This window comes from Cryptosporangium aurantiacum (assembly GCF_900143005.1).
Classification (GTDB): Bacteria; Actinomycetota; Actinomycetes; order Mycobacteriales; family Cryptosporangiaceae; genus Cryptosporangium; species Cryptosporangium aurantiacum.
This window is the reverse complement of record NZ_FRCS01000011.1, coordinates 187,216-209,580: the sequence shown is the minus strand read 5'-3', so window position 1 is coordinate 209,580 and position 22,365 is coordinate 187,216. Positions and strand designations below refer to the sequence as shown.

General features: G+C 72.3%; 22 protein-coding genes. 11 read left to right on the top strand and 11 right to left on the bottom strand.

What is annotated here, in order from left to right; genetic code table 11:
• Complete coding sequence (locus BUB75_RS31130; protein ID WP_073261886.1) at positions 1 to 1,860, bottom strand: hypothetical protein; 1,860 nt, start codon at positions 1,858 to 1,860, stop codon at positions 1 to 3.
• An 83-nt stretch (positions 1,861 to 1,943) separates the two neighbouring features.
• The gene (locus tag BUB75_RS31125) at positions 1,944 to 2,537 is read right to left on the bottom strand and encodes a TetR family transcriptional regulator (protein ID WP_073261884.1); all 594 of its coding nucleotides are present in this window, start codon (positions 2,535 to 2,537) and stop codon (positions 1,944 to 1,946) included.
• A 75-nt stretch (positions 2,538 to 2,612) separates the two neighbouring features.
• Here BUB75_RS31125 and BUB75_RS31120 point away from each other — a divergent pair, with 75 nt between their 5' ends.
• From BUB75_RS31120 to BUB75_RS31110, 3 genes are read left to right on the top strand one after another with little or no spacing between them, the layout of a single operon-like run.
• Complete coding sequence (locus tag BUB75_RS31120) at positions 2,613 to 3,500, top strand: alpha/beta hydrolase family protein (RefSeq protein WP_073261882.1); 888 nt, start codon at positions 2,613 to 2,615, stop codon at positions 3,498 to 3,500.
• A 26-nt stretch (positions 3,501 to 3,526) separates the two neighbouring features.
• Complete coding sequence (locus BUB75_RS31115; protein WP_073261880.1) at positions 3,527 to 4,267, top strand: SAM-dependent methyltransferase; 741 nt, start codon at positions 3,527 to 3,529, stop codon at positions 4,265 to 4,267.
• A 41-nt stretch (positions 4,268 to 4,308) separates the two neighbouring features.
• Complete coding sequence (locus tag BUB75_RS31110) at positions 4,309 to 4,554, top strand: hypothetical protein (RefSeq protein WP_073261878.1); 246 nt, start codon at positions 4,309 to 4,311, stop codon at positions 4,552 to 4,554.
• A gap of 152 nt (positions 4,555 to 4,706) precedes the next feature.
• On the opposite strand, the gene BUB75_RS31105 is transcribed toward BUB75_RS31110, so the two are convergent.
• Together BUB75_RS31105 and BUB75_RS31100 are read right to left on the bottom strand one after the other, a co-directional pair.
• Complete coding sequence (locus BUB75_RS31105) at positions 4,707 to 6,221, bottom strand: FAD-dependent monooxygenase (RefSeq protein ID WP_073261876.1); 1,515 nt, start codon at positions 6,219 to 6,221, stop codon at positions 4,707 to 4,709.
• Between the two features lie 79 nt (positions 6,222 to 6,300).
• The gene (locus BUB75_RS31100; protein ID WP_425430907.1) at positions 6,301 to 7,080 is read right to left on the bottom strand and encodes a helix-turn-helix domain-containing protein; all 780 of its coding nucleotides are present in this window, start codon (positions 7,078 to 7,080) and stop codon (positions 6,301 to 6,303) included.
• 148 nt (positions 7,081 to 7,228) lie between these two features.
• Here BUB75_RS31100 and BUB75_RS31095 point away from each other — a divergent pair, with 148 nt between their 5' ends.
• Together BUB75_RS31095 and BUB75_RS31090 are read left to right on the top strand one after the other, a co-directional pair.
• The gene (locus BUB75_RS31095; RefSeq protein WP_084741939.1) at positions 7,229 to 7,645 is read left to right on the top strand and encodes a nuclear transport factor 2 family protein; all 417 of its coding nucleotides are present in this window, start codon (positions 7,229 to 7,231) and stop codon (positions 7,643 to 7,645) included.
• Complete coding sequence (locus BUB75_RS31090) at positions 7,642 to 9,045, top strand: MFS transporter (protein WP_084741922.1); 1,404 nt, start codon at positions 7,642 to 7,644, stop codon at positions 9,043 to 9,045. Before BUB75_RS31095 ends, BUB75_RS31090 begins: the two co-directional genes overlap by 4 nt.
• A 604-nt stretch (positions 9,046 to 9,649) precedes the next feature.
• On the opposite strand, the gene BUB75_RS31085 is transcribed toward BUB75_RS31090, so the two are convergent.
• Genes BUB75_RS31085 through BUB75_RS31065 form a run of 5 tightly spaced genes read right to left on the bottom strand, consistent with a single transcriptional unit; the run spans position 9,650 to position 14,300 of the window.
• Positions 9,650 to 10,438, bottom strand: coding sequence for a maleylpyruvate isomerase family mycothiol-dependent enzyme (locus BUB75_RS31085; protein WP_073261870.1), 789 nt, complete (start codon positions 10,436 to 10,438; stop codon positions 9,650 to 9,652).
• A 56-nt stretch (positions 10,439 to 10,494) separates the two neighbouring features.
• The gene (locus BUB75_RS31080; protein ID WP_073261868.1) at positions 10,495 to 11,094 is read right to left on the bottom strand and encodes a TetR/AcrR family transcriptional regulator; all 600 of its coding nucleotides are present in this window, start codon (positions 11,092 to 11,094) and stop codon (positions 10,495 to 10,497) included.
• Positions 11,095 to 11,113: 19 nt separating this feature from the next.
• Positions 11,114 to 12,280: a thiolase domain-containing protein gene (locus BUB75_RS31075; RefSeq protein ID WP_073261866.1), complete on the bottom strand. Its 1,167-nt coding sequence runs from the start codon at positions 12,278 to 12,280 to the stop codon at positions 11,114 to 11,116.
• Positions 12,277 to 13,293, bottom strand: coding sequence for a hypothetical protein (locus tag BUB75_RS31070; protein ID WP_218617865.1), 1,017 nt, complete (start codon positions 13,291 to 13,293; stop codon positions 12,277 to 12,279). The genes BUB75_RS31075 and BUB75_RS31070 overlap by 4 nt, the downstream gene beginning before the upstream one ends.
• A gap of 38 nt (positions 13,294 to 13,331) precedes the next feature.
• Entirely contained in the window at positions 13,332 to 14,300 is a 969-nt protein-coding gene (locus BUB75_RS31065; RefSeq protein WP_073261862.1) for a Zn-ribbon domain-containing OB-fold protein, read from the bottom strand.
• Positions 14,301 to 14,394: 94 nt separating this feature from the next.
• Here BUB75_RS31065 and BUB75_RS31060 point away from each other — a divergent pair, with 94 nt between their 5' ends.
• The 3 genes from BUB75_RS31060 (at position 14,395) to BUB75_RS31050 (ending at position 16,889) form a co-directional block, all read left to right on the top strand.
• Positions 14,395 to 15,162: an enoyl-CoA hydratase/isomerase family protein gene (locus BUB75_RS31060; RefSeq protein WP_073261860.1), complete on the top strand. Its 768-nt coding sequence runs from the start codon at positions 14,395 to 14,397 to the stop codon at positions 15,160 to 15,162.
• Positions 15,159 to 15,962, top strand: a complete 804-nt coding sequence (locus BUB75_RS31055) for a crotonase/enoyl-CoA hydratase family protein (RefSeq protein WP_073261858.1) — start codon at positions 15,159 to 15,161, stop codon at positions 15,960 to 15,962. The genes BUB75_RS31060 and BUB75_RS31055 overlap by 4 nt, the downstream gene beginning before the upstream one ends.
• A gap of 348 nt (positions 15,963 to 16,310) precedes the next feature.
• On the top strand, positions 16,311 to 16,889 hold the full coding sequence (locus tag BUB75_RS31050; RefSeq protein WP_073261856.1) for an LLM class flavin-dependent oxidoreductase: 579 nt from the start codon (positions 16,311 to 16,313) through the stop codon (positions 16,887 to 16,889).
• Here BUB75_RS31050 and BUB75_RS31045 read toward each other — a convergent pair.
• Positions 16,886 to 17,917 carry a LacI family DNA-binding transcriptional regulator gene (locus BUB75_RS31045; RefSeq protein ID WP_073262069.1) on the bottom strand — a complete coding sequence of 344 codons (1,032 nt, stop codon included), beginning with the start codon at positions 17,915 to 17,917 and terminating at the stop codon, positions 16,886 to 16,888. The two genes, BUB75_RS31050 and BUB75_RS31045, sit on opposite strands and share 4 nt — an antisense overlap.
• Positions 17,918 to 18,148: 231 nt before the next feature.
• Here BUB75_RS31045 and BUB75_RS31040 point away from each other — a divergent pair, with 231 nt between their 5' ends.
• Genes BUB75_RS31040 through BUB75_RS31030 form a run of 3 tightly spaced genes read left to right on the top strand, consistent with a single transcriptional unit; the run spans position 18,149 to position 21,035 of the window.
• Positions 18,149 to 19,219, top strand: a complete 1,071-nt coding sequence (locus BUB75_RS31040) for a substrate-binding domain-containing protein (protein ID WP_073261854.1) — start codon at positions 18,149 to 18,151, stop codon at positions 19,217 to 19,219.
• Positions 19,216 to 20,247 carry an ABC transporter permease gene (locus tag BUB75_RS31035; protein ID WP_073261853.1) on the top strand — a complete coding sequence of 344 codons (1,032 nt, stop codon included), beginning with the start codon at positions 19,216 to 19,218 and terminating at the stop codon, positions 20,245 to 20,247. The genes BUB75_RS31040 and BUB75_RS31035 overlap by 4 nt, the downstream gene beginning before the upstream one ends.
• On the top strand, positions 20,244 to 21,035 hold the full coding sequence (locus BUB75_RS31030) for an ATP-binding cassette domain-containing protein (RefSeq protein WP_073261851.1): 792 nt from the start codon (positions 20,244 to 20,246) through the stop codon (positions 21,033 to 21,035). Before BUB75_RS31035 ends, BUB75_RS31030 begins: the two co-directional genes overlap by 4 nt.
• Positions 21,036 to 21,104: 69 nt before the next feature.
• On the opposite strand, the gene BUB75_RS31025 is transcribed toward BUB75_RS31030, so the two are convergent.
• Positions 21,105 to 22,310 carry a cation:proton antiporter domain-containing protein gene (locus BUB75_RS31025; RefSeq protein ID WP_073261849.1) on the bottom strand — a complete coding sequence of 402 codons (1,206 nt, stop codon included), beginning with the start codon at positions 22,308 to 22,310 and terminating at the stop codon, positions 21,105 to 21,107.
• Positions 22,311 to 22,365 lie beyond the last annotated feature (55 nt).

Below are 22,365 nucleotides of genomic sequence, written 5' to 3'. Positions count from 1 at the left end.
TCAGGAGAGCGCCGACGCCGTGCCCGCCAGCGCCCGCAACGCGTCGGCGTCCGGCGGCAACCCGTTGAATCGCAGCGCCTCGGCGACGTCCACGTCGACCAGCCAAGCGTCGTCGTGATCGGCGATCGTCCGGATCACCGCGCGTTGGACCTCGGTGAGCGGCTCGCCGGGCTGGTAGGCGGTCGGGAACACGAGGTCGAGCAGGTCGACGCGAGGGTCGCCGCTGCCGTAGAAGAGCCGGCCGTAGCCGCTGAGGTCCGGGGCGTCGACCAGGGCGCGGACCGCCTCGTCGTCGGGGAGCCACCGGTGCCGGATCCAGGTCAGCGCGGCACAGCAGCGCAGCAGCGGGTCGTCATCGGCCAGGAACGGCTCCACGGCCGCAGCGTCGCCCGGGTCGCGGGCGGCCAGCGCGAGCAGGATCTCCGCGCGGATCCAGCGCTCGGGCTCGACGGCCAGCCGGTCGTGGAGCGTGCGTACGGCGTGCGGCCCCGGCGCCGCGGCGAGCAGGACGACGCCCCAGCGCCGCACGTCGGGATCCGGGTCGGCGGCGAGCCGGGCCCAGGTCGGAACCGTCTCGGCGAGGGCGGCGTACACCTCGGCGTAGTCCGGATCGACGTTGGCCGCGGCCAGGTGGGCCGGCGCGTCGACGCCGTCCGCGGGGAGCGCGGCGAGGACGTCGCTCACCAGTCCGAGGCCACCGTTGCCGGTCGCGATCCGGGCCAGGAACGCCAGCAGCTCGACCCGGGCGTCCGCGGACACCACCCGGTCGACGAGCGCGGCCAGGAACCGGAGCGCCGGCCCGGTGGCCTCGACCACCTCGCCCTCCTGACCGAGCAGGACCCGGAGCTGGCCGAGCGCGAGATCGAAGGCCCACGCGTCGGGCCGGGCCAGGCCGCGGAGCAGGAACGGGATGTGGCGCCCGCCGGCGTCGAGCGTGGCCAGGTCGGACCAGTCGATCGCCTCGGCGCCGGCCAGCTCGTCCGGGATCGGCGCGGTCCGCCACGCGTGGAGCGCATGCGCGTACCGGCCGAGATACGGGTTGCGGGTCAGGGCGAACTCCGCGAACGACTCGCGGCCCAGGTGCGTGCCGTCGGCGCCGTACAGGTCCCACGCCCCGATCGGCCGGCCGAACTCGCCCGGCTCCAGGTCGCCTTCGACGATGATCGCGCCGGCGGCGTCAAAACCGCGCCAGCGCTCGAACGGGCCCGCCGACGGCACGACCTCGGCGACCCGCGCCCCGGTCTCGTCGTACCAGTACTCGAACGCGAACGCGTCGGCGCGCTCCGCCCGCTCTCGGGTGAGCGTCTCGTCCTCGGCGAACCATTGCCGGACGACGGTGCCGTCCTCCTGCCACAGCACGGCGGTTTCGACGCGGCCCTCGGCGTCGTACTGACGACGTGAGGCCAGTGCGCCGTCCGGTCGCCACCGCTGTTCTTCGCGCAGGTGAGGGCCCACGTACTGGCGGTGGACCAGCATGTCGCCGCCGACGAAGTCGGCCTCGGAGTAGCGGCTGCCGTCCTCCCAGAGGCGCCAGGTCCCGACCGCTGCACCGGTCCGGCCGTCGAGGTCGCCGACGACGAACGCGTCCAGACCGGCCACCCAGACGGCGTCCGCGGGGACGTCGGGCGAGCGTTCCGCCGGTGGAAACCGGATCGCCGAGAGGTCGTCGGTGTTCGCTCGCAGCAGCCGCAGCGCCAGCTCCGGCAGTTCCTCGTAGGCGGCGTGCCACGCCGAGCCCGGTGAGCGGCCCAGGCCGGCCGCCAGGTAGAGCTCGACCGACGCGAGGTCACCGTCGCGGGCGGCTTCGATCAGCGGGCTGCCCGGGCTTGCCCACTCCTCGAGACCATCGGGCCGCTCCACGCACCAGCCTCCACGCCATCCGCGCCACCGTGATCGGCCGATCCTAGTTGGACACCCCTGCGCGACCGGATCCGGATAGCGGCCTATCGGACGCGCATACCGGCGAGGACGAGCGCGATCATGCGGCGGGCGTCGTACCGCGGGTTGTCGGCACCGATGCAGAGGTTGCCGATGCCCTGCATCAGGACGAGGGCGTCCAGGTCGGCGACGATCTCGCCGGCCGCCGCGGCGGCGTCCAGCAGTTCGGCGCAGACCGGCACGAGGCGTTCGAGGAAGTAGGAGTGCAGCGCCTGGAACGCGGCGTCGTCGGAGTGCAGCGCCGCGGCCAGGCCGTGCTTGGTGACCAGGAAGTCGACGAACAGGTCGATCCAGCTCGCGAGCGCGTCGTGCGGCGAGGGACGCTCGGCGAGCAGCGTCGGACCGGCCTCGGCGCACGCCTCGACCTGGTGTCGGTAGACCGCGACGATCAGGTCCGCGCGCGTCGGGAAGTGCCGGTAGATCGTGCCGACGCCGACCCCGGCTCTGGCCGCGATGTCCCGCACCGGAGCGTCGACGCCCGCCGCGACGAACACCTCGGCGGCCGCCTCCAGCAGTGCCGCTTCGTTGCGCCGGGCGTCGGCTCGCTTTCGTGGCGTCACCCTTGAGCCTCCCGGTTGGCAGGTTGGCAAACGGAACATGGTTCCGTATGTTGGTAGCGGAACGATGTTCCGTATTGACAGCATGCCAGCTCGATCAACTCGAAGGAAACACCCATGCGCGCACTACCGGTTATCTCGGTGCACCCCGTCACGCTCCCCGCACCGGACCGCGGCACCGACCTGCAGGTTCGGGTCTCCGTGCCGATCACCGGCCACGACCTGCCCGTCCTCGTGTTCTCGCACGGGTTCGGTCAGTCCGCGACCGGCTATGAACCGCTGGCCGCGTTCTGGGCGTCGCACGGCTTTGTCGTCGTCCAGCCGACCCACCTCGACTCGCGGACGCTGAACCTGCCGCCCGACGACCCCCGCACGCCGTCGATCTGGCGGATCCGGGTCGACGACCTGACCCGCAGCATCGACGGGCTCGACGTGCTGGAGGCGGCCGTCCCCGGCCTCGCCGGACGCGTCGACCGGTCCCGGATCGCGGTGGCCGGGCACTCCTGGGGCGCCCAGACCGCGAGCACGCTGCTGGGCGCGCGGGTCGTCGGCATCGACGAGGACCTGTCCGACCCGCGGGTCACGGCGGGCGTCTTACTGGCGGTGACCGGCACCGGGGGAGCGGACCTGTCCCCGTTCGCGGCCGAGCACTTCCCGTTCATGAGCCCGAGCTTTAGTGCGATGACCACGCCGACGCTCGTCGTCGCGGGCGACCGGGACGACTCGCCGCTGTCCGTCCGGGGCCCGGACTGGTTCACCGACGCGTACCACTTGAGCCCGGGGGACAAGAGCCTGCTGACGCTGTTCGGGGCGGAGCACTCGCTCGGCGGCGTCGCCGGCTACGAGTCCGCGGAGACGACCGACGAGAACCCGGAGCGGGTCGCGCTCGTCCAGCGGCTCACCTGGGCCTACCTGCGGGATGCGCTCGGGTTGAAGGACTCCGACTGGCCGGTGCCGGTGGAGACCACGCTCGGCCGTCTGGAGCAGAAATTCCCGAGGGAGTAGTCCCACGCTCGGGGATCATGAGGGCCATGACCGACCTGACCGACGTGTTCTGGCGTGCCCACGAGGGATTGCCCCGCGAAGCGCCGGGCTCCGAGGCGACGACTCGGCTGCTCCTCCGGCTCGCGGGCGATCTTCCGGACGACCCCCGGGTGCTCGACGTCGGATGTGGCACCGGGCCCGCGTCGATCCTGTTGGCGCAGCTGACCGGCGGCCACGTCACCGCCGTGGACCTGCATGAGCCGTTCCTCGCCGTCCTGCGGGAGCGGGCGCGGGCGGCCGGGGTCGCCGACCGGGTCGAGACGGTGGCCGCGTCGATGGACGACCTCACCGTTGCGGACGGCTCGGTCGACCTGCTCTGGGCGGAGGGCTCGGCGTACATCATCGGTTTCGACAAGGCGCTCGAGACATGGCGCCCGCTGCTCTCGCCACGCGGGGTCGTCGTCCTCACCGAGGCCGAGTGGCTGACGCCGGATCCGGCGGCGGGCGCGCGGGCGTTCTGGGATCCCGGGTACCCCGCGATGCGGACGACGGCGGGCAACGTCGCCGCCGTGCAGCAGGCCGGGTGGAACGTGCTGGCGACGTATGTGTTGCCGGACTCCGACTGGGACGCCTACTACGAGCCGCTGGCGCGGCGGATCGAGCAGCTCCGCGGCGAGGGGGTGCCGGAGGATCTGCTCGCCCAGGTTGGTTCGGAGATCGCGGTCCGGGCCGCTCACGGTGGGGACTATTCGTACACTGCGTACGTACTGAAGCCGCGGATACACTGAAAAACGCATAACTGGACATTTCGGGTGGTACTCCGCGAAGCATGGAGACCCTGCTGTTTCTCGCGCTGGTGGCCTTGATCGCGGTAGTGGTCGTCCGGCTCCGGATCGCCGCCCGCGGCCAGCGCCTCACGGATCCGGAGAGGAACGGACACGGGGCGACGTCCGGTTTCCGGCTACCGCTGCGGCCGTCGGCCCAGGTCTTTCGCGCGGTCCGGGCCTCGCGTCCCACGCGTGTGCAGTACCGGCACATCCTCGATCGGGTCAACGGACCCACCCGTCTGAACTGACTCGGCCGGCCCTCGGGCCGCGCCCGGCCGACCGGGCTTGGCCGCGCCGGGCTGATCGTCCGGCCGCGCCCGGCCCACCGGGCTTGGCCGCGCGGCCGACCGGGCTTGGCCGCGCCCGGCTGATTTTCCGGCCGCGCCGGGGTGGGGGGCGGTCAGGACGGGACGGCGGGTTCCAGGGCTGCGCCGAACCAGTGGGTGAGCGCCTCGCGCAGCGACGGCACAGCGGTGTCGGCCGGTTCGTCGACGGCCGCGGCCCAGGCGATATGGGCGTCCGGGCGGATTAGCAGAGCGTCGGCCGGACGGTCCTCGGTGGGGACGACGCGGACGTCGACGTGCGGTGGCACGCCGCGCGCCGCGTCCAGGAGATCGGGGCGCTCAGCCAGGACGAGGAGCACGGGCCGGGCGGCGTGCAGCAGGTCGTCGACGCCCAGATCGGGGGCGAACGTGCCGGTCAGCGCGTGGTGGCCGGAGCCCGGCACCGGATAGCGCACGTCGGAGCCCGCGATCATCTCGCCGATCCGCCGCGCGGCCGGCTCGTCGGTGAGCAACTCCTGGACAACCTCCCGTAGCGCGTCGGCGGCCGGATCCTGACCGCGCCGCAGCGCGACCTGGGCACGGGTCTGCAGCAACGCGCGGCTGGCGGCGAGCGTGCGCTCGCTCTGGTAGGTGTCCAGCAGGCCGTCCGGCGCGTGGCCGTCGACGTCGGCGGCGAGCTTCCAGGCCAGGTTGACCGCGTCGAGCATGCCGAGGTTGAGCGCAGCGCCGGTGGCGGGCAGCAGGTGGGCCGCGTCGCCGGCCAGCAGGACCCGCCCGTCCCGGTACCGCTCGGCCAGCCGGGCCTGGAACTGCCAGCGCGAGAGCCGACGCGGTTCGCCGAGCGGCAGGTCCCCACCGAGCACGCGGCGGATGCTGTCCCGCAGCTCGTCCAGCGTCATCGGCTCGTTGTCGTCGTACTCACCAGCCTCGTCCTCGGCGGTGTAGATCGACAGCACGTCGAGGTCCGGCCCGAGCGCGAACATGCCCCGGCCGGTGCGGGTGAACCCGGTGCGGACCCGGCCCACCCCGGGAACGTCCAGGTCGCCGTTGTCGAACCGGGTCAGCGAATCAGGCACGGTGACCTGCGCCAGCCGGTGCACCTCCGGGTATGTGGTGCCGGGCCAGCCGATCCCGGCGAGCTCACGGACCCGGCTCCGCGAACCGTCACAGCCCACCAGGTAGCGGGCGGTCACCCGGTACGGCCCGTCCGGGCCGCGCACCTCCGCGGTCACCGTCGTCGCGTCCTGCTCCAACCCCACCATCGGGTGGCCGCGGCGGACCTCGGCGCCGAGTTCGGCCGCCCGCTCGTCGAGGATCTGCTCGAGAAGCCGTTGCGGCAGCACCATCGCGTGCAACGGGGAATCGGCCGACTTGGTCAGGTCGACGTCGAGGCCGCCGAACGGGAAACGCGGAGCCGGGTCGGGGTTCGGGCTGGCGGCGCGGAACCGCTCCAGCAGACCGCGGTAGCGCAGCAGCTCGAGGATCTGCCCGCCGAGCCCGCCGGCCTTCGGAACCTCCCGCGGCTGCTCGTGCTTCTCCAGGACCAGCGTGCGCACGCCGGCCAGCCGCAGCTCACCGGCGAGCATCAGGCCGATCGGGCCGGCGCCCACGACAATCACGTCCGTCTGCACTGAACTCTTTCCGCCCGGCGACCGCCGAGGTCGCGTGATCTCGGAGGAAGGGTGAGGTCTTCCTGTTCTCCTGCCCGGTTTATAGCAGGCTGCGCAGCCGCTCCGCGGTCTGCGGATCCGCCGGGAAGAACGACTCGAGCACCAACTCGTCGACGGTGACGTCGGCTGCGGTCTCCACGGTCGCCGCGATCGAGAAGAACGACAACTCTCCGACGTCGTGCCGCAACCGCATCGGCAGGACGACGCTCGTCGGGTCGACGTGGTGGTCGAGTCCGCCCGGGTAGCCGGCGAGTTCGTCGTACAGTGCCGCGAGCCGAGCGTCGCCGAACTGGTCGACCCGGCGGCGCAGTTGCCCGAGCAGGTGTGCCCGCCACTGCGCGAGGTTGAGGATCCGCGGCGCGAGCCCCTCCGGATGCAGCGACAGCCGCAGCACGTTGATCGGCGGCTCCAGCAGGTGGGGCGCGCAGCCGACGGTGAGCACCGGCACGGCCGCGTTCGCCTCGAGCATCTCCCACCAGCGGTTGACCAGCACCGCCGGGTGCGGCTCGTGGCCGGCCAGCACCAGCCGCAGCGCGGCGCGGACGCTCTCCAGCTCCGGCGCGTCGAGGCCGTACTCCGGGAACCGCGGGGCGTATCCGCCGGCCAGCAGCAGCTGGTTGCGCTCGCGGAGCGGCACGTCGAGGAAGTCGCTGAGCTTCATGAGCATCTCCGGGGTCGGGCGTGACCGTCCGGTCTCCACGAAGCTCAGGTGCCGGGTCGAGATCCCGGACCGCGACGAGAGGTCGAGTTGGCTGAGCCGGCGCCGCTCGCGCCATTCGCGAACGAGCTGGCCCACCGGGCGGGTCGGCGTTGCGCTGATCGTCACCAGGAGACGGTAACCAGCCCGGACGACGTCCGCGATTACCCCCGAGGTAACGCTTGTCCGTTACCTCCGAGGGAATCGACTCCCGTCCTGCGGGCCGGTGACGATCTGCGGCGTCACCGAACTGTGGGAAGGGATGACCGCCATGTCCGACCTGATCGAGCGTTACCTCGCGACCTGGAACGCGTCCGACTCGGCTACCCGGCGTGCGCTGCTCGCCGAGCACTGGGCGGAGGACGCCCGTTACGTCGACCCGCTCGTGGACGTCGCCGGGCGGGACGCGCTGGACGCGACGATCGCCGCGGTCCGCGAGCAGTTCCCCGGCTTCGTGTTCACGCCGGTGAGCGCGGCCGACGGTCACCACGACGTCACCCGGTTCCAGTGGGGACTCGGCCCGGATGGCGCCGAGCCGATCGTCATCGGCTTCGACGTCGTCACGACCGGGGCGGACGGTCGCATCACGACCGTCGTGGGCTTCCTGGACCGCGTTCCCGGCGCGGCGTCCGACGCGGCAGCCGGCGGGGCGGCCGGCCGGGTGCCCGCCGCGGCGTCGGGCGCGTGAGCGCGCCGCTTCTGGACCGGCCGGATGTCCGGCCGGTCCGCGCGCCCGGGTGGGGGACGCTGGCCGTCGTCCTGGCCGGCACGTTCGTGACGTTCCTCGACTTCTTCATCGTCAACGTCGCCCTGCCCTCGATCCGCGCGGACCTGGGCGCGGGCCCGTCGGCGATCTCGCTGGTCGTCGCCGGGTACGGGCTGACGTTCGCGGCCGGGATGATCACCGGCGGCAGGCTCGGGGACCTGTACGGGCGGCGCCGGATGTTCGCGATCGGGCTGGCGCTGTTCGCGCTGGCGTCCGCGGCGTGCGGGCTGGCGCCGACCACTGAGACGCTGGTCATCGCCCGCGCGCTGCAGGGCGCCGCGGGTGCGATGCTGACCCCGCAGGTGCTCGCGATCCTCGGCACGGTCTACGAAGGACCGCGACGCTCGACCGCGTTCGCGGCCTACGGGTTCGCGATGGGCATCGCCGGGGTCCTCGGGCAGCTGATCGGTGGTGCGCTGATCGAGGCGGACGTCGCCGGGCTGGGCTGGCGGATGATCTTCCTGATCAACGTCCCGGTCGGAGTGGTGACGCTGCTGCTCGTGCCGCGGTTGGTGCCGGAGTCGTACGGCGGCACCCGGGCCCGGCTCGATCTGGTCGGGGCCGCGCTCGGCGCGTCGGCGGTCGCAGCGCTCGTGCTGCCGCTCGCCGAGGGCCGGGAGCGCGGCTGGCCGCTCTGGACGTGGCTCAGCCTGGTGGCGTCACCCCTGCTGGTCGCGGCTTTCATCGCGCACCAGCGGCGCCGGGCCGCGGCGGGGCGGCCGGTCCTCGTCGAGCTGAGCCTGTTCCGGGTCCCGACGTTCGCGCTCGGCTCGCTCACCGCGCTGACGTTCGCGCTGGTCCCGGCGGCGTTCTTCTTCGTACTCGCGCTGTACCTGCAGCAGGGGCGCGGGTACTCGGCGGTGTTCTCCGGGGTGGTGTTCAGCGTGCTGGGCGTCGGTTACTTCGGGGCGCTGGTCCGGGCCGGTGCGCTGGCCCGGCGGCTCGGTGCGCAGGTCCTCGCGCTCGGCGCGGCGACCGTCGGCGTCGGGTGTCTCGCGCTGCTCGCGGCCGACGGTGCGTCCTCCTGGTGGGCGCTCGCGCCCGGGCTCGCGCTCGTCGGCGCCGGTGCCGGGCTGGTGCTGGTGCCGCTCTCGTCGACGGTGCTGGCCGGCGTCGACCCGCGCCACGCCGGGGCTGCGGCGGGCGTGCTGTCGACCGCGCAGCAGGCGGGTGGGGCGTTGGGGGTCGCGGTGATCGGCGCGGTGTTCTTCGGGAACGGGCCGACCGTGCACGCGTTCGGGGTGAGCGTGGGGGTGCTGGCCGGCGTCACGTGCCTCACCGTCGTACTGACCCAGTTCCTCCAGCGAGCCGCCCGCCCTTGACCGGGTGCGGGGCCCGGTCCCGTCGCGTGGCGCGGTCCCGTCGCGGCCTGGTCCCCGCCGCGCCGCCCGTCCGCTCCACCGCCCCGCCGCCGCGTCAAGCGCCGACCCGCGCGCCGCCGTGCCGCGCCAACCGCCGCCGCGCCAACCGCCGCCGCGCCAACCGTTGCCCGCCCGCTGGGCCGTGCCAACCGCCGCCGTGCCGCGGCCCGGTCTCAGCAGAATCTCGCCCGCTGCCGCGCCGCATGGAGCGAAAACCGCGCCTCTCGGCGGACCCTCGGCTATCAGTGGCCGACACCTGGGACGCCGATCTCGCCAGATGGATGTCCCGCGGCCCGGGTGATCACCCGGGCCGCGGGACATCCACGCGTCGATGGTGATCGGACAATCCGTGTGTCATGGCTGTAACCCACCAAACCGCCCGCGTGAAGTAGCGGAAATTGGCCGCGACTAAGCGGGAATCAGACTCTGGAGCGCCACGCGTCCCGCGATGTGAACACCGTCCCGTCACCTGAGATACCGGGGGAACGATGCGACGACGGGCTCGCTCTCACGAGCCCCTCGCCACATCGCTCGACCGAGCCGGGCGGTGCAACTGCGGGACGGGTCAGGGTGCGCCGAGGAGGACAGTTCGGATCGTGTCGCGGTGCTCCGGAGGCACCCCGGTGAGATCGAGGCCGGCTGCCGGGCGGCGACCCCAGAGCAGGAGCAAACGGTCGGACGCCGTCGCCACCACGACCGGCTCCGCCGCGCTGCCCGGCTCCGCCGCGCTGCCCGGCCCCATTACGTCCGAAATGGCGTTTGCAGTGACCGCACGCACGGAAGGCGCCGGGCCGCACTCGATCCGCACGTCGGGTGTACCGGGCGTAACCAGCCGGAACGCGAACCACTCCGGACGGGTCGCACGGCTGGCGACGGACTCGGCCAGCGACGGCATGTCGGTCAGGACCCGGACCGCGTGGGCGGTCAGCTCCGGCTGGGCGAGTAGCCGGCGCCCGGTTTCATCGTCGCCGACCAGGTCGAACCGGTGCACGGCGAGTTCCGACCTGCTGTGCATGCGGAACGACGCCGCGGACAGCTCCGCGCCGGTGAAAGCCAGGGTCCCACCGGTCGCGGCCAGAGCGTCGACGGTCCGGGTCAGCCTGGCACCGTGCGAGGCGAGTGCGGCGAGCAGCTCCGGGTACGGAACATCCTGGTACGACGCCTCGCGCGCGGCGAACGAGCGGGTCGGGCGGGGCGGCTCGTCGCGGAGCGCGGCCTCAATGAGGTCAGCTTCCTCCTGCGCACCGGCGGTCAGGTGCGCGACGAGGTCACGGACCCGCCAGCCCGCGCAGGCGGTCGGATCGTCGGGGCCGCGGGTGGCCAGCGCGGTCAGGAAAGCCTGGGTTTCGTCCACGCCGAAAGCCTGCCGAGCGACGCCCGCCCGCGCTGGCGGGGAACGGCCGCCGTGTTTCAGCGCCGGGGATGATCCCGTTCGAGGCCCTGGACCAAGTACTTCACGTGCAGGTCGAACAGGTGATCAGCCTGCTCCCTGGTCACCGTCGACGGATCCGGCCGCCCCCGCCCGAGCCGCTGCGGCGACGGTGGCGACCCAGCAGGCCGCTCCAGCACCGCGTACCCGATCGTCGCCCACGACAGGAGCTGCACCGCCTCGACGGCCTCCTTGCCGCTGAACCCGCCGTCCTCCCGCAGGATCGCGACGAGCCGCGTCGCCGCGGGCACGAACGGAGACCGGCGCATCGTCACCAGGCGCCGGATGTCCGGAACCTGGGTCAACCGGTCCCGGAGCATCGAGGCCCAGCGGATCGTGTACTCCTGCCAGCTCTCGCCGGGCGCGTGTGGCGGAGCGACGTCCACCAGCAGAGCGTCGGCCACGGCGTCGAGCAGCGCCTCCTTGTTGCCGACCCGGCTGTAGAGCGGCACCGGGGAGACGCCCAGCCGAGCGGCGACCGTCCGCATGCTCACGGCGTCGAGACCCTGCTCGTGCAGGATCTCGACCGCCGCCCGAACGATCTCGTCCGCACTGAGATCGAACCCCGCCCCACCCGCCATGAACGCCGAACCTACCTGGTCAGTTGACCGCGTCGAGCGAGCTGCCGACCAGCCACATGCTGAAGTACTGCGCGGACGCTCCGTAAGCCTGCGCCAGCGCGACCTTCGCACCATCGACCTGGTGTTCGCCGGCCTGACCCCGAACCTGCAGCGCGGCCTCGGCGAACCGCAGCAGCCCCGACGCGCCGATCGGATTGCTGGACAGCACCCCACCGGACATGTTCACCGGGAACGCGCCGTCGAGGTCGGTCTCGCCGCGCTCGATCATCTTCCAGCCTTCACCCCGCTCGGCGAGGTGGTGCGCCTCCAGCCACATCGGCTCGTACCAGCTGAACGGCACGTACAGCTCCGCGCAGTCGATCTGCTCGCGGGGCCGGGTGATGCCCGCGGTCCGGTAGATCTCACCCGCGCAGTCGGACGCGCCCTGCGACCAGACCGGGTCCCGTCCAGGGAACGACGCCGGCTCCGACCGCACCGCCGACGCCAGCACCCAGGCCGGGGGACGCCCGGCCGCCGCTGCGGCGTTGCCCCCGTCGAGATCGGTGAACACGACCGCGCACGCACCGTCGGACGAGGGGCACGACTCGAGGTAGCGGACCGGCTCCCACATCATCGGGGAGTCCTTGACCTTCTCCACGCTGATGTCCGCCAGCTTGAGGTGGGCGTACGGATTTTTCAGCGCGTTCTGACGGTCCTTCACCGCGACCATCGGACCGATGTCCCCGGGCGCACCGGTCTGCTGGATGTACGACCGCATGTACGGCGCGAACGCCCCACCGGCGCCCAGCGACGCACCGCGGCCGGAGCCGAGCGCGAACTGCGCGTTGCCCTCGGACTGCTTCTGATAGGCGACCGCCAGCACGTTCCGGTGGACGCCGGCCTCGACCAGGTGCGACGCCACGATGCCGGTGGTGCCGCCGACCGAGCCCGCGGTGTGCACGCGGAACATCGGCTTGCCGGCGGCGCCGAGCGCATCGGTCAGGTAGAGCTCGGGCTTCATGACGCCCTCGAACAGGTCGGGCGCCTTGCCGAGCACGACCGCGTCGATGTCGGCCCAGGTCAGCTGGGCGTCCTCCAGCGCGCGGGTGGCCGCCTCGCGGACCAGGCCGCCGAGCGAGACGTCCCAGCGCCGGGTCTTGTGGTGGGTCTGGCCGATTCCGACGATCGCGCAGGGCTGGCCGCTCACTGTGCTCCCTCCAACACGCAGACGAGGTTCTGCTGCAGGCACGGACCGGACGTCGAGTGCGCCAGCGTGCGGCGCTGCCCGTGGTCCCGGATCTGCCGCGCCGCCTCGATGACCCGGACGAGCCCGGTGGCCATCACCGGGTTGGCCGCGAGCGGGCCGCCGGACGGGTTGATCCGGACGTCCGGCCCGAGGCCTAGCGCGGCGGCCAGCAGCGGTTCCTCGTGCGTGAACGCGGTCTGGATCTCGGCGACCTCGATCGGCCCCTCGTCGGCACCAGCGGCCTTCGCCGCGCGGGTGGTCGACGCCGACGTGCGCAGATCCCGGAGGCCCGGCTGGTGCGGCTCCGCGGAGTGCGCGAAGCCGGTGATCCAGACCGGGTTGTCGGTCAGCTCGCGAGCCTTGTCGCCGCGGGCGATGACCACGGCGGCGGCTCCGTCGGTGATCGGCGACAGGTCGTGCCGCCGCAGCGGTGCCCGGACGTAGTCCTCTTTGAGCAGCGCGTCGACGTCGTACTCGCCGGAGACCTGCGCATACGGGTTGCCGCGCGCATCGGCCCTGGCCCGCGCCGCGACACCGGCCATCTGCCGCTCGGTGACCAGCCCGGCGTCGAGCAGGACCCGCGCCTGGAGCGCGGCCATCGTGGCCGCGTCCGCGCCGATCGGCGCCAGGTAGTACGGATCCATCTCCATCGGGTAGATCGTCGCCGGGTCCGCGGTCGACGACCGGCCGGACCCCATCGCGATCGCGACGTCGATGTCGCCGAGCTGGAGGCGCACCCAGGCCTCGTAGAGCGCCCAGGCGCCGTCCATCTCGACGTGCGAGTCGCGCTTGGGCGGCCACGCGCCCACCGCGTCGATGTTCTGCACGAACGAGAACGCCTGCCCGGCGACGTAATCGCAGGAACCGGCGCAGGAGAAGTCGACGTCGGCGCGGGTGATCCCGGCGTCCTCGGTCGCTCCGGCGACGACGTCGAAGAGCAGGTGGGCCTCGGTCTTGCCGGTGCGGCGGACCATCGGTGTGAGGCTCCAGCCGACAATGGCTACAGGTTCCATCAGAAGATCCGATTCACGATCGTCGGGTCGTCGAGGTCGGGTTCGCCGGTCGGGCGCCAGCCGGCGAGTTCCTGCTTGCCGTCCGCGTCCGTGGACCAGACGGCCTGCACCCGCACGCCGGGGTGCACACCGGCGTTCGGCAGATCGACGACCGGCTGGTAAGCGATCACGCTGTCGACGCCGTCGAGCAGCACGTGGACGCGGGCGAACGGCTCGGTCTCGGTCTGGCCGGGGTACTGGACCGGCGTGATGATCGTGTAGTTGGTGATCGTGCCGGTCTCCGGCAGGTCGATGGCGTCCGCGACGCCGAGCGGCAGCGCGCACACCGGGCAGGCGTTCTGTAGCCCGGTGTAGGCACCGGAGTACACCCGGCCGCACTTCGGGCACTTCAGCCCGGTCAGCCGCCCCTCCGCAGCCGCGCGCAGGACGAGCTGCTGCGTCTCCGGCACCGGCGTCGTGTAGGTGATCGACGCGTCGTAGTTCATCATCGTCACCGGCTCCGTGGCCGGCCCCGCGTCATCGGCGGGCACCACCGGCTCCTCACCGGGCACGAACGCCTCGATGTCGGTGATGTGCCCGACCCGGTTCGCCCGCCACCGCGGCGCCACCCGCAGGCCGGTCTCCATCACGCCGATGTCCCCGGCGTCGACGGCGTGCAGGAACCCGGTCGACGCGCCGTCCAGCTCGATCAGCGCGAACGCGAACGGCCGGTCCAGCGGATGCTGCGGCGACGGCTGCGCCACCCAGGTCCAGGACCGCACCGTTCCTGCGGGACCGACCTCGACGAACTCCGGTACGAGCTGCTCTGCGGTGTCGGGATCCCACTCGAGCGGCGGGACGATCACACGCTCACCTGCGCGGATCCCGAGGATGCGCTGCTCGGTCAGCGCGGTCATGAATTGACCGATGACCGGCCCTAACGATCGCTTGTACGGGAACCGCACGGTCGACTCGACGAACGTTGTCAAATCGGGCCCTCCTTGAGACGGCGGGGCGCTTTCGAGGCTAGATTACGCTGTAATTCTCGTGTTATTACAGTGTTCTCGTCAACGGGGAGGCCGGATGTCCACAGCGGAAGGACGCGTACGGACCGAGGACCACGGTCGTGTCCGCGTGCTGGAGTTCCACCGGCCGACCAGGGCGAACGCGTTCGACGTCGCGCTCTACCGCGCCGCCACCGAGGCCCTTCTCGCGGCCGACGGGGACCCGGAAGTTGCCGCCCTGGTCCTGACCGGCGCCGGCCGGAGCTTCACCGCGGGCACCGACCTCGCCGAGATGGCCGACACCGCCGAAGGCAGCAGCGGCCCACCGTTCGACACGTTCCTGGACGCCGTCGTCGCGTTCGGCAAGCCGCTGCTCGCGGCGGTCAACGGCGCGGGCGTCGGGCTCGGACTGACCCTGCTCGCTCACTGCGACCTCGTGCTGGTCTCCGAGAACGCGCGGCTCCGGGCGCCGTTCACCGCGATGGGCGTCGTCCCGGAGGCGGCCAGCAGCTACCTGCTCCCGCAACGCATGGGCTTCCAGCGCGCCACCGAAGCGTTGCTGACCTCGGAGTGGATCTCCGCTTCGTCCGCGGTGGAGTCGGGGTTGGCACTGCGCGTCTGCGCCCCCGACGACCTGCTCCCGGAGACGATCGCGCTCGCGCAGAAGATCGCCGCCCACCCCGACGCGTCCGTGCGTGCGACAAAGGCGCTGATCACCGCGTCGCGTCGGGACGCGGTCGCGGACGCCCGCCGGCGCGAAGGAGCTGCCTTCGCCGAGATCCTGCAGTCGCCCGCGATGGGTGCCGCGATCCGCGGTCACCTCGCCAGCCAGAAAGGCTCCTCATGACAGACCCGCTGGTCCTCGTCGACGCCGACGGTCCCGTACTGACCGTCACGATCAACCGGCCGGAGAAGCGCAACGCGACCAACGCCGAGGTGCTGTGCCGGCTGCTCGACGCGTGGAAACTGCTCGACGCCGACGACTCCCTGCGGGTGGCGATCCTGACCGGGCGCGGCCCCACGTTCTGCGCGGGCATGGACCTCGCCGAGATCGGCCGCCTCCGCTCCGGCGTGCGCGACAACGAGTGGATCAGCCGCCTCCAGGACGAACCGGGCATCTCGCTGGCCGCCTACCTCAAGACGTACCGCCCGACAAAGCCGATCATTCTCGCCGCGGAGGGCGTCGCCCGCGCCGGTGGCACCGAGATCCTGCAGGGCACCGACATCCGGGTCGCGGGCGAGAGCGCGGTGTTCGGCGTCACCGAGGTCCAGCGCGGACTGTTCCCGATGGCCGGATCCGCAGTCCGCCTCCGCCGCCAGATGGGCTACGCCGTCGCCGCCGAGATGCTCCTGACCGGCGAGGACATCCCCGCCCGCCGGGCGTACGAACTCGGGCTGATCAACCACGTCGTGCCCGACGGTCAGGCCCTGACCAAGGCCCGCGAGATCGCCGACCGGATCGCCGCCAACGGCCCGCTCGCGGTCAAAGCGCTGGTGGCCACGCTCCGCGAGACCGAGTGCCTGCCCGAACACGACGCGTTCACGATCGAGGAACGGTACGGCCGCGAGGTCATGACCTCGAAAGACGCGGTCGAGGGACCGCGGGCGTTCTTCGAGAAGCGCACCCCCAACTTCCTCGGCGTCTAAGGCTCATATCGACGCCTGCCGGGCGGGCGCCGGTCGGCTTCCGCGACCGGCGCGCGCACCCTCCGCCGTGTCGTCCCGCCGCCCCGTGCGTGGTTGCGCACCCACCCTCCGGCCGCTGGGGGTATGCAGGGCTGAGGCCGGGCCGCGGGCCGCGGGCCGCTCCCGCGAAAGCGGACCCCTCTGGGGGAGCCCCAGCTAGCCGAAGCGGGTCCACTCGCCTCGTCAGCCCGGTGGCGCCACCGTCCGGGGTCGCGTCGCCGGCGACGGGCCGGCCGTGATCCTGGCCAACAGCGCCGCGCGCACGTCATCGGCAAGGGCCGGTACGCCGAGACCCACCGCATCTTCGGCGTGACGCCGGACGACCAGTGGGAGCGGCTTCGCGAGAACTACGGGGCGTTCCGGGCGCTGTGGCGCGACACCGACGTGAGCTGGACCGGCCGGTTCCGGGACCCGCTCGACCGGGTCACCGCGCTGCCCCGGCCGGGGCGTCCGGACCTGCGCATCTGGCACGGCGCGAACACGTCGCGAGCGCTGGTCGGCGTCGGCTCCGGCGGGTTCTTCGCGGCCGCGACCAGCCAGGACGCGAAGGCGAGGTTCGCCGCTGCGTTCGAGCGGCGCCTGGCCTACAACCGGCGGTACGAGCACGGCGTCCTGGACCGGCTCGGCATCACCACGGTCGAGGACTACGTCACGAAGACCGCCGCACTCGTCGGCAGCCCCCAGCAGATCGTCGACGCGCTCTGCACGCAGTACGAGTACTTCGCCCACGACGTCGTGCACCTCCACGTCGACGCGGAGGCGCTTTCGCCGGCGGACTACCGCACCGCGCTGGAACTCTTCGCGTCCGAGATCGCCCTGGTCGTCCTCCGGGAGCTGCCGAACAAACCGATCCCGGACTGGCGCGCCCCCGCCACCGCGGCCGCCTAGGGGCGGATCTCGCCCGAGCCGCGGGGGATCAGCCGGGTGGGAATCGGGTGGATCGTCGGCTCCCACGATCCGCCGTCGAGCCGCCGGAAGATCAGCGACGCGGCGAGCCTCCCCATCGCGGACGGATCCTGGGCCACGACGGTCACCGGGGGGTCCAGCAGGTCGGCGAGCGGGAAGTCGTCGAACCCGACGAGTGCGATCGAGTGCTGACGGCCGCGGGCCCGCAGCGCGCGGATCGCGCCGATCGTCACGAGGTTCTGCGCGGTGAACAGCGCGGTCGGCGGCTCGGGCAGATCAAGTAGCGCGTGGACGGCCTGCTCGGCCGCGCTCTCGGTGTGTCTGTCCTCGACGATGTGCTCCGGGCGGGGGCGGATCGCTTCGTCCGCGAGGGCGTCCCGGTAGCCCTGGAGCCGGTCCCGCGCGGTGGCGATCGTGCGCAGGTCACCGACGTAACCGATCGTGCGGTGGCCGTGGGCGATCAGATGGCGCACGGCCTCCCTGGCGCCGGAACGGTTGTCGATCAGGACGGCGTCCACCTGCACCCCGGCCGGAGCGCGGTCGACGAAGACCACCGGCGTCCCGGCGAGGATTTCGGCGTTGAGGTAGCCCTGGTTGGTGCTCGCCGGGGCGACGATCAACCCGTCCACCTGGCGCCCGGCGAACGCGCTGATCAGCGCGCGTTCGCGCGCCGGGTCCTCGTCGACGCTGCCGGCCAGGATCGAGACGCCGTGTTCGCGGGCGACGTCCTCCATGGCCCGGTACAGCGCGGCGGAGAACGGGTTCGCGACGTCTTCCAGCACCACGCCGATCGTCGCGGTGCGGCCGTTGGCCCGCCGGAGGCTGCTCGCCGTGAAGTTCGGGCGGTAGCCGAGTTTGTCGATCGCGGCGGTGACCGCCGCGATCTTGGCCTCGGTGACGCCCGGCTCGCCGTTGACCACCCGGGAGACGGTCTTCGGGCTGACGTCGGCCAGCCGCGCCACGTCCCGTAGCGTCGCCCGGCCGCCGGGTGGAACTGGGCGAGGCTCCATGCCGGCCTCCCGACGTGTGCAGTGGTCGATCCAGGATCCCATCCCGGTGGAAGAGGCCCCGACCGGCAGAGCATTGCCTCCTTTCGACATCGTTGTCAACCGCTGTCGAGCTACTGGTAACGGATTTGAAACTGCTCCTTGACTCCACCGATTCAGACAGTCAAGACTCCCCGACAACGTTGTCAGACGTTGGCCTCGGCGACGCGGCTGTCGTATGCGAAGGAGCAGGCAATGAAGCAGCGCACCACCCGACGGGCTCTCGGTGTTGTCACCGCGGTGGCCCTCGCCCTGGCCGCGGCCGGCTGCGGAGGGGACAGCGGCGGCGACGGCGATACGGTGGCCGTCTCGCTGATCACGAAGAACTCGACGAACCCGTTCTTCGTCACGATGCAGGAGGGCGCGAAGAAGGCGGCGAAGGCCGACGGCGTCGAATTAACGCTGGCCGCGGGCAAGGAAGACGGCGACGAGCAGACCCAGGTGCAGGCGATCGAGGACGCGATCGCGCGCGGCGACAACGGCATCCTGATCACGCCCAACGGCCCCGGCGTCAACACCGCGATCAAGAAGGCGCGGGACGCCGGACTCTACGTCATCGCGCTGGACACCCCGCCGGACCCGGCGAACACGGTCGACATCACGTTCGCCACCGACAACTTCCGAGCCGGTGAGCTGATCGGGAAGTGGACCGGCACCCAGCTCGGCGGCAAGCCGGCCACGATCGCGATGCTCGACCTGTTCAACGACAAGATCGTCTCGGTCGACTACAACCGTGACCAGGGCTTCCTGACCGGTATGGGCATCCCGACCGGCGACGCGAAGAAGAACGGCGACGAGGCGAAGTCCGGTCGCTACTCCGGCGGCACGTACCAGATCGCCTGCAACGAGCCGACGCAGGGCGCCGAGGACGGTGGCCGCACCGCGATGGAGCGGTGCCTGGCCAAGAACCCCAAGATCAACGTCGTCTACACGATCAACGAGCCGGCGGCCGTCGGCGCACAGAAGGCCCTGCAGGCGGCCGGCGTCAAGGACGTGCTGGTCGTCTCGATCGACGGTGGTTGCGACGGCGTCCAGCAGGTCAAGGACGGCATCATCAGCGCGACCTCGCAGCAGTACCCGGTGAAGATGGCCGAGCTCGGCGTCAAGGCGATCAAGGAGATCGCGACCGGCGGCGACAAGCCCGCGGTCACCGACGGCAAGGACTTCTTCGACACCGGCGTCGCGCTGGTCACCGACAAGCCGGCGGACGGCGTCGAGAGCATCGACACCACCGAGGGCGCGGCGAACTGCTGGGGTAAGTCGTGAGTTCGACGCTCCAGGCGCCGGGCACGGCTGCCGAGCAGTTCGCCCGGCGCCGCCAGTCGCCGCTCCAACGCGTTCAGCACCTGCTGCACGCCCACCCGGCGATCAGCCCGTTTCTCGTCCTGATCATCGCGTTCGCAGTGTTCTCGGCGCTCAACCCGCGGTTCGCGCAGCCCGCCTCGCTCTCGCTGCTCCTCCAGCAGGTCGCGGTGATCGGCGCGCTGGCGGTGGGCCAGACGCTGATCATCCTCACCGCGGGCATCGACCTGTCGGTCGGTGCGGTCACGATCCTGGCGATGATGGTCGGCGCGAAGCTCGCCGAGGGCAGCGGGATCCCCGGCTTCCTCGCGGTGCTGGTCGCGATCGCGCTCGGCATCGTGGCCGGGCTGGTCAACGGCGCGCTGGTGACCCGGATCGCGCTCCCGCCGTTCATCGTCACGCTGGGGACGCTGAGCGTCTTCACGGCCATCGGGCTGCTCTACACCAGCGGGCAGAGCGTCCAGTCCGACGAGCTCCCGGCGCTGCTGAACTGGACCGGTGAGTCGTTCGGCGTCGGCCGGTGGCGGATCACCTGGGGCGTCGTCCTCGTCGTGCTGCTCTACCTCGGCGTCGGCTTCGCGCTGGCGAACACCGCCTGGGGGCGCCACGTCTACGCGGTCGGCGACGACAAGGAAGCCGCCCGCCTGGCCGGTATCCGGGTCGACCGGGTGTTGCTCAGCGTCTACATCGTCGCCGGGGCGATCTACGGCCTCACCGCCTGGATCCTGATCGGCCGCGCGGGCGCGGCCAGCCCGAACGCGATCACCGACGCCAACCTGGAGAGCATCACGGCCGTGGTCATCGGCGGCACCAGCCTCTTCGGCGGACGCGGCGCCCTGCTCGGGACGCTGCTCGGCGCGCTGATCGTCGGCGCGTTCCGCAGTGGACTGTCGCTGGCCGGCGTCGACGACCAGTACCGCGTGCTCGCGGTCGGCCTGCTGGTGATCGTCGCGGTCGGCGTGGACCAGTGGATCCGGAAGGTGAAGGCATGACCGCCGCCACCGACCAGCGCGAGGCCGTGCTCTCGGCGCGAGGGCTGGTGAAGACGTTCGGGCGGGTCGTCGGTCTCGACGGTGTCGACCTCGACCTGTACCCGGGCGAGGTGCTGGCGATCATCGGCGACAACGGCGCCGGGAAGTCCACGCTCATCAAGTGCCTGACCGGGGCGCTCGTCCCGGACGCCGGCGAGCTGCGCGTGGACGGGCAGCCGGTGCACTTCCGGCGCCCGCAGGACGCCCGCGCGGCCGGCATCGAGACCGTGTACCAGACGCTCGCGGTCGCCCCGGCGCTCGACATCGCCAGCAACCTGTTCCTGGGACGCGAGCGCCGCCGACCCGGCGTTCTCGGCAGCGTGTTCCGCATGCTCGACAAGAAGGGCATGCGCGAGTCCGCCGCGACGGCGCTCAGCGACCTCGGCATCGGCACGCTGCAGAACACCGCGCAGGCCGTCGAGACGCTCTCCGGCGGGCAGCGGCAGGCGGTCTCGGTGGCGCGGGCCGCGGCGTTCGGCAGCAAGGTGATCGTGCTGGACGAGCCGACCGCGGCGCTGGGGGTCAAGGAGTCCAACCAGGTGCTGCGGATGATCGAGGAGCTCCGCTCGCGCGGACTCCCGACGATCCTGATCAGCCACAACATGCCGCACGTGTTCGAGGTGGCCGATCGCATCCACATCCAGCGCCTGGGCCGCTGCGCGGGGGTGATCACGCCGTCCTCGCACACGATGCCCGAGGCCGTCGCGATCATGACCGGCGCGGCGACGCTCGACGAGACGACCGACTGACCGCGGGCCCGTCGTGGTGATCGCCCGCGCACGCAGGCGATCACCACGACGGCCCCCGGCGTCCCGGCCCTACGCCGGGGTCTGCGTCCGGGACGTGGAGCGGCCGTAGCGGGTCGCCAGCGGAGCCGCGCTGAGGCCGTGCGCGAGGACGCTCAGCAGCACGGTCGCCGCGATCACCGCCACCGCGCCGTCCGCGGCGGCGCCCAGCTCCTCCAGGGCGAGCAGCGCGAAGACCAGCGACGCCAGCCCGCGCGGGCCGAACCAGCCGACGAACAGCACGGTGGCCCGGTCCAGCCCGGCGCCGAGCAGGGCGAGCACGACCGGAACCATCCGGACGACCGTGAGGCTCAGCACGGCGTACAGCAGCCGCGACCAGTCCAGCCGGTCGACCATGATCGGGACCGCGATCGCCCCGAACGCCAGCCAGACCAGCAGCGACACCGCGCCGCTGACCTGTTCCACGAAACGCACCTCCGCCGGGCCGCGCGGACCGGCCGCGGCGCCGAACGCGGCCCCGCCGCAGAACGCCGCGACGAACCCATTGCCCCCGACGGCCAGCGCGACCGCGTACGCGAGCACCGCCAGCGCCAGCACCCCGATACCCGCGAAGTCCTCGGCGGCCCAGCCTCGCGCGCGGGCCCAGCGCAGCACCCGGCCGCCGAGGAACCCGACGGCTATCCCGACCGCGGCGCCCAGCGCGAGGTCCACCACCGCGCTTCCCGCGCCCTCCCCGTGTGACGCCGCGGCGCCGGCGATCGCGACCAGCACGATCGGCGTCACGATCCCGTCGTTCAACCCGCTCTCGACCGTGATCAGCCGCCGGATCCGGGACGGCACCGCGGGATTGGTGACGACCGGGACGCCCAGCGCCGCGTCGGTGGGGGCCAGCGCGGCACCGACCAGCAGCGCCAGCCAGAGGCCCAGCCCCGGCAGCAGCCACGCCGCCAGCCCCCAGCCGGCCAGCACCGTCAGCGGCAGACCGACGGCCAGCAGCCGCACCACCACCCCGAGATCCCCGCGCAGGTCGTGGACGCGGACCCGGGCGGCGTCGGCGAACAGCACCCAGACCAGCGTGAGTTCGACCAGGACCTTCAGCGTCTCGGGCGCCGCGTCGGAGTTGACGACGCCGAACACCGCGAGACCGGTGCCCGCCACCGTGAACACGATCGGCGCGGTCAGGTCCGCCCGTTCCAGGCGCGCCGAGACCGCGCCCCAACCGAACACGACCGCCGCCGCGACGAGGACTGCGATGCTCTCCGAGGTGGTCTCCGGCATCCCGTCTCCGCTTCGTCCGCGGCGGTTCGTCCGCGGCGACCGACTCTCGCGGCAA

Bases quoted from the DNA above. Each gene is read 5' to 3' on its own strand.
- BUB75_RS31125 (WP_073261884.1), bottom strand. From the start codon at position 2,537: ATGTTCCGTTTGCCAACCTGCCAACCGGGAGGCTCAAGGGTGACGCCA.
- BUB75_RS31120 (WP_073261882.1), top strand. From the start codon at position 2,613: ATGCGCGCACTACCGGTTATCTCGGTGCACCCCGTCACGCTCCCCGCA.
- BUB75_RS31115 (WP_073261880.1), top strand. From the start codon at position 3,527: ATGACCGACCTGACCGACGTGTTCTGGCGTGCCCACGAGGGATTGCCC.
- BUB75_RS31110 (WP_073261878.1), top strand. From the start codon at position 4,309: ATGGAGACCCTGCTGTTTCTCGCGCTGGTGGCCTTGATCGCGGTAGTG.
- BUB75_RS31095 (WP_084741939.1), top strand. From the start codon at position 7,229: ATGTCCGACCTGATCGAGCGTTACCTCGCGACCTGGAACGCGTCCGAC.
- BUB75_RS31080 (WP_073261868.1), bottom strand. From the start codon at position 11,094: ATGGCGGGTGGGGCGGGGTTCGATCTCAGTGCGGACGAGATCGTTCGG.
- BUB75_RS31070 (WP_218617865.1), bottom strand. From the start codon at position 13,293: ATGGTCCGCCGCACCGGCAAGACCGAGGCCCACCTGCTCTTCGACGTC.
- BUB75_RS31060 (WP_073261860.1), top strand. From the start codon at position 14,395: ATGTCCACAGCGGAAGGACGCGTACGGACCGAGGACCACGGTCGTGTC.
- BUB75_RS31055 (WP_073261858.1), top strand. From the start codon at position 15,159: ATGACAGACCCGCTGGTCCTCGTCGACGCCGACGGTCCCGTACTGACC.
- BUB75_RS31045 (WP_073262069.1), bottom strand. From the start codon at position 17,917: ATGGAGCCTCGCCCAGTTCCACCCGGCGGCCGGGCGACGCTACGGGAC.
- BUB75_RS31040 (WP_073261854.1), top strand. From the start codon at position 18,149: ATGAAGCAGCGCACCACCCGACGGGCTCTCGGTGTTGTCACCGCGGTG.
- BUB75_RS31030 (WP_073261851.1), top strand. From the start codon at position 20,244: ATGACCGCCGCCACCGACCAGCGCGAGGCCGTGCTCTCGGCGCGAGGG.
- BUB75_RS31025 (WP_073261849.1), bottom strand. From the start codon at position 22,310: ATGCCGGAGACCACCTCGGAGAGCATCGCAGTCCTCGTCGCGGCGGCG.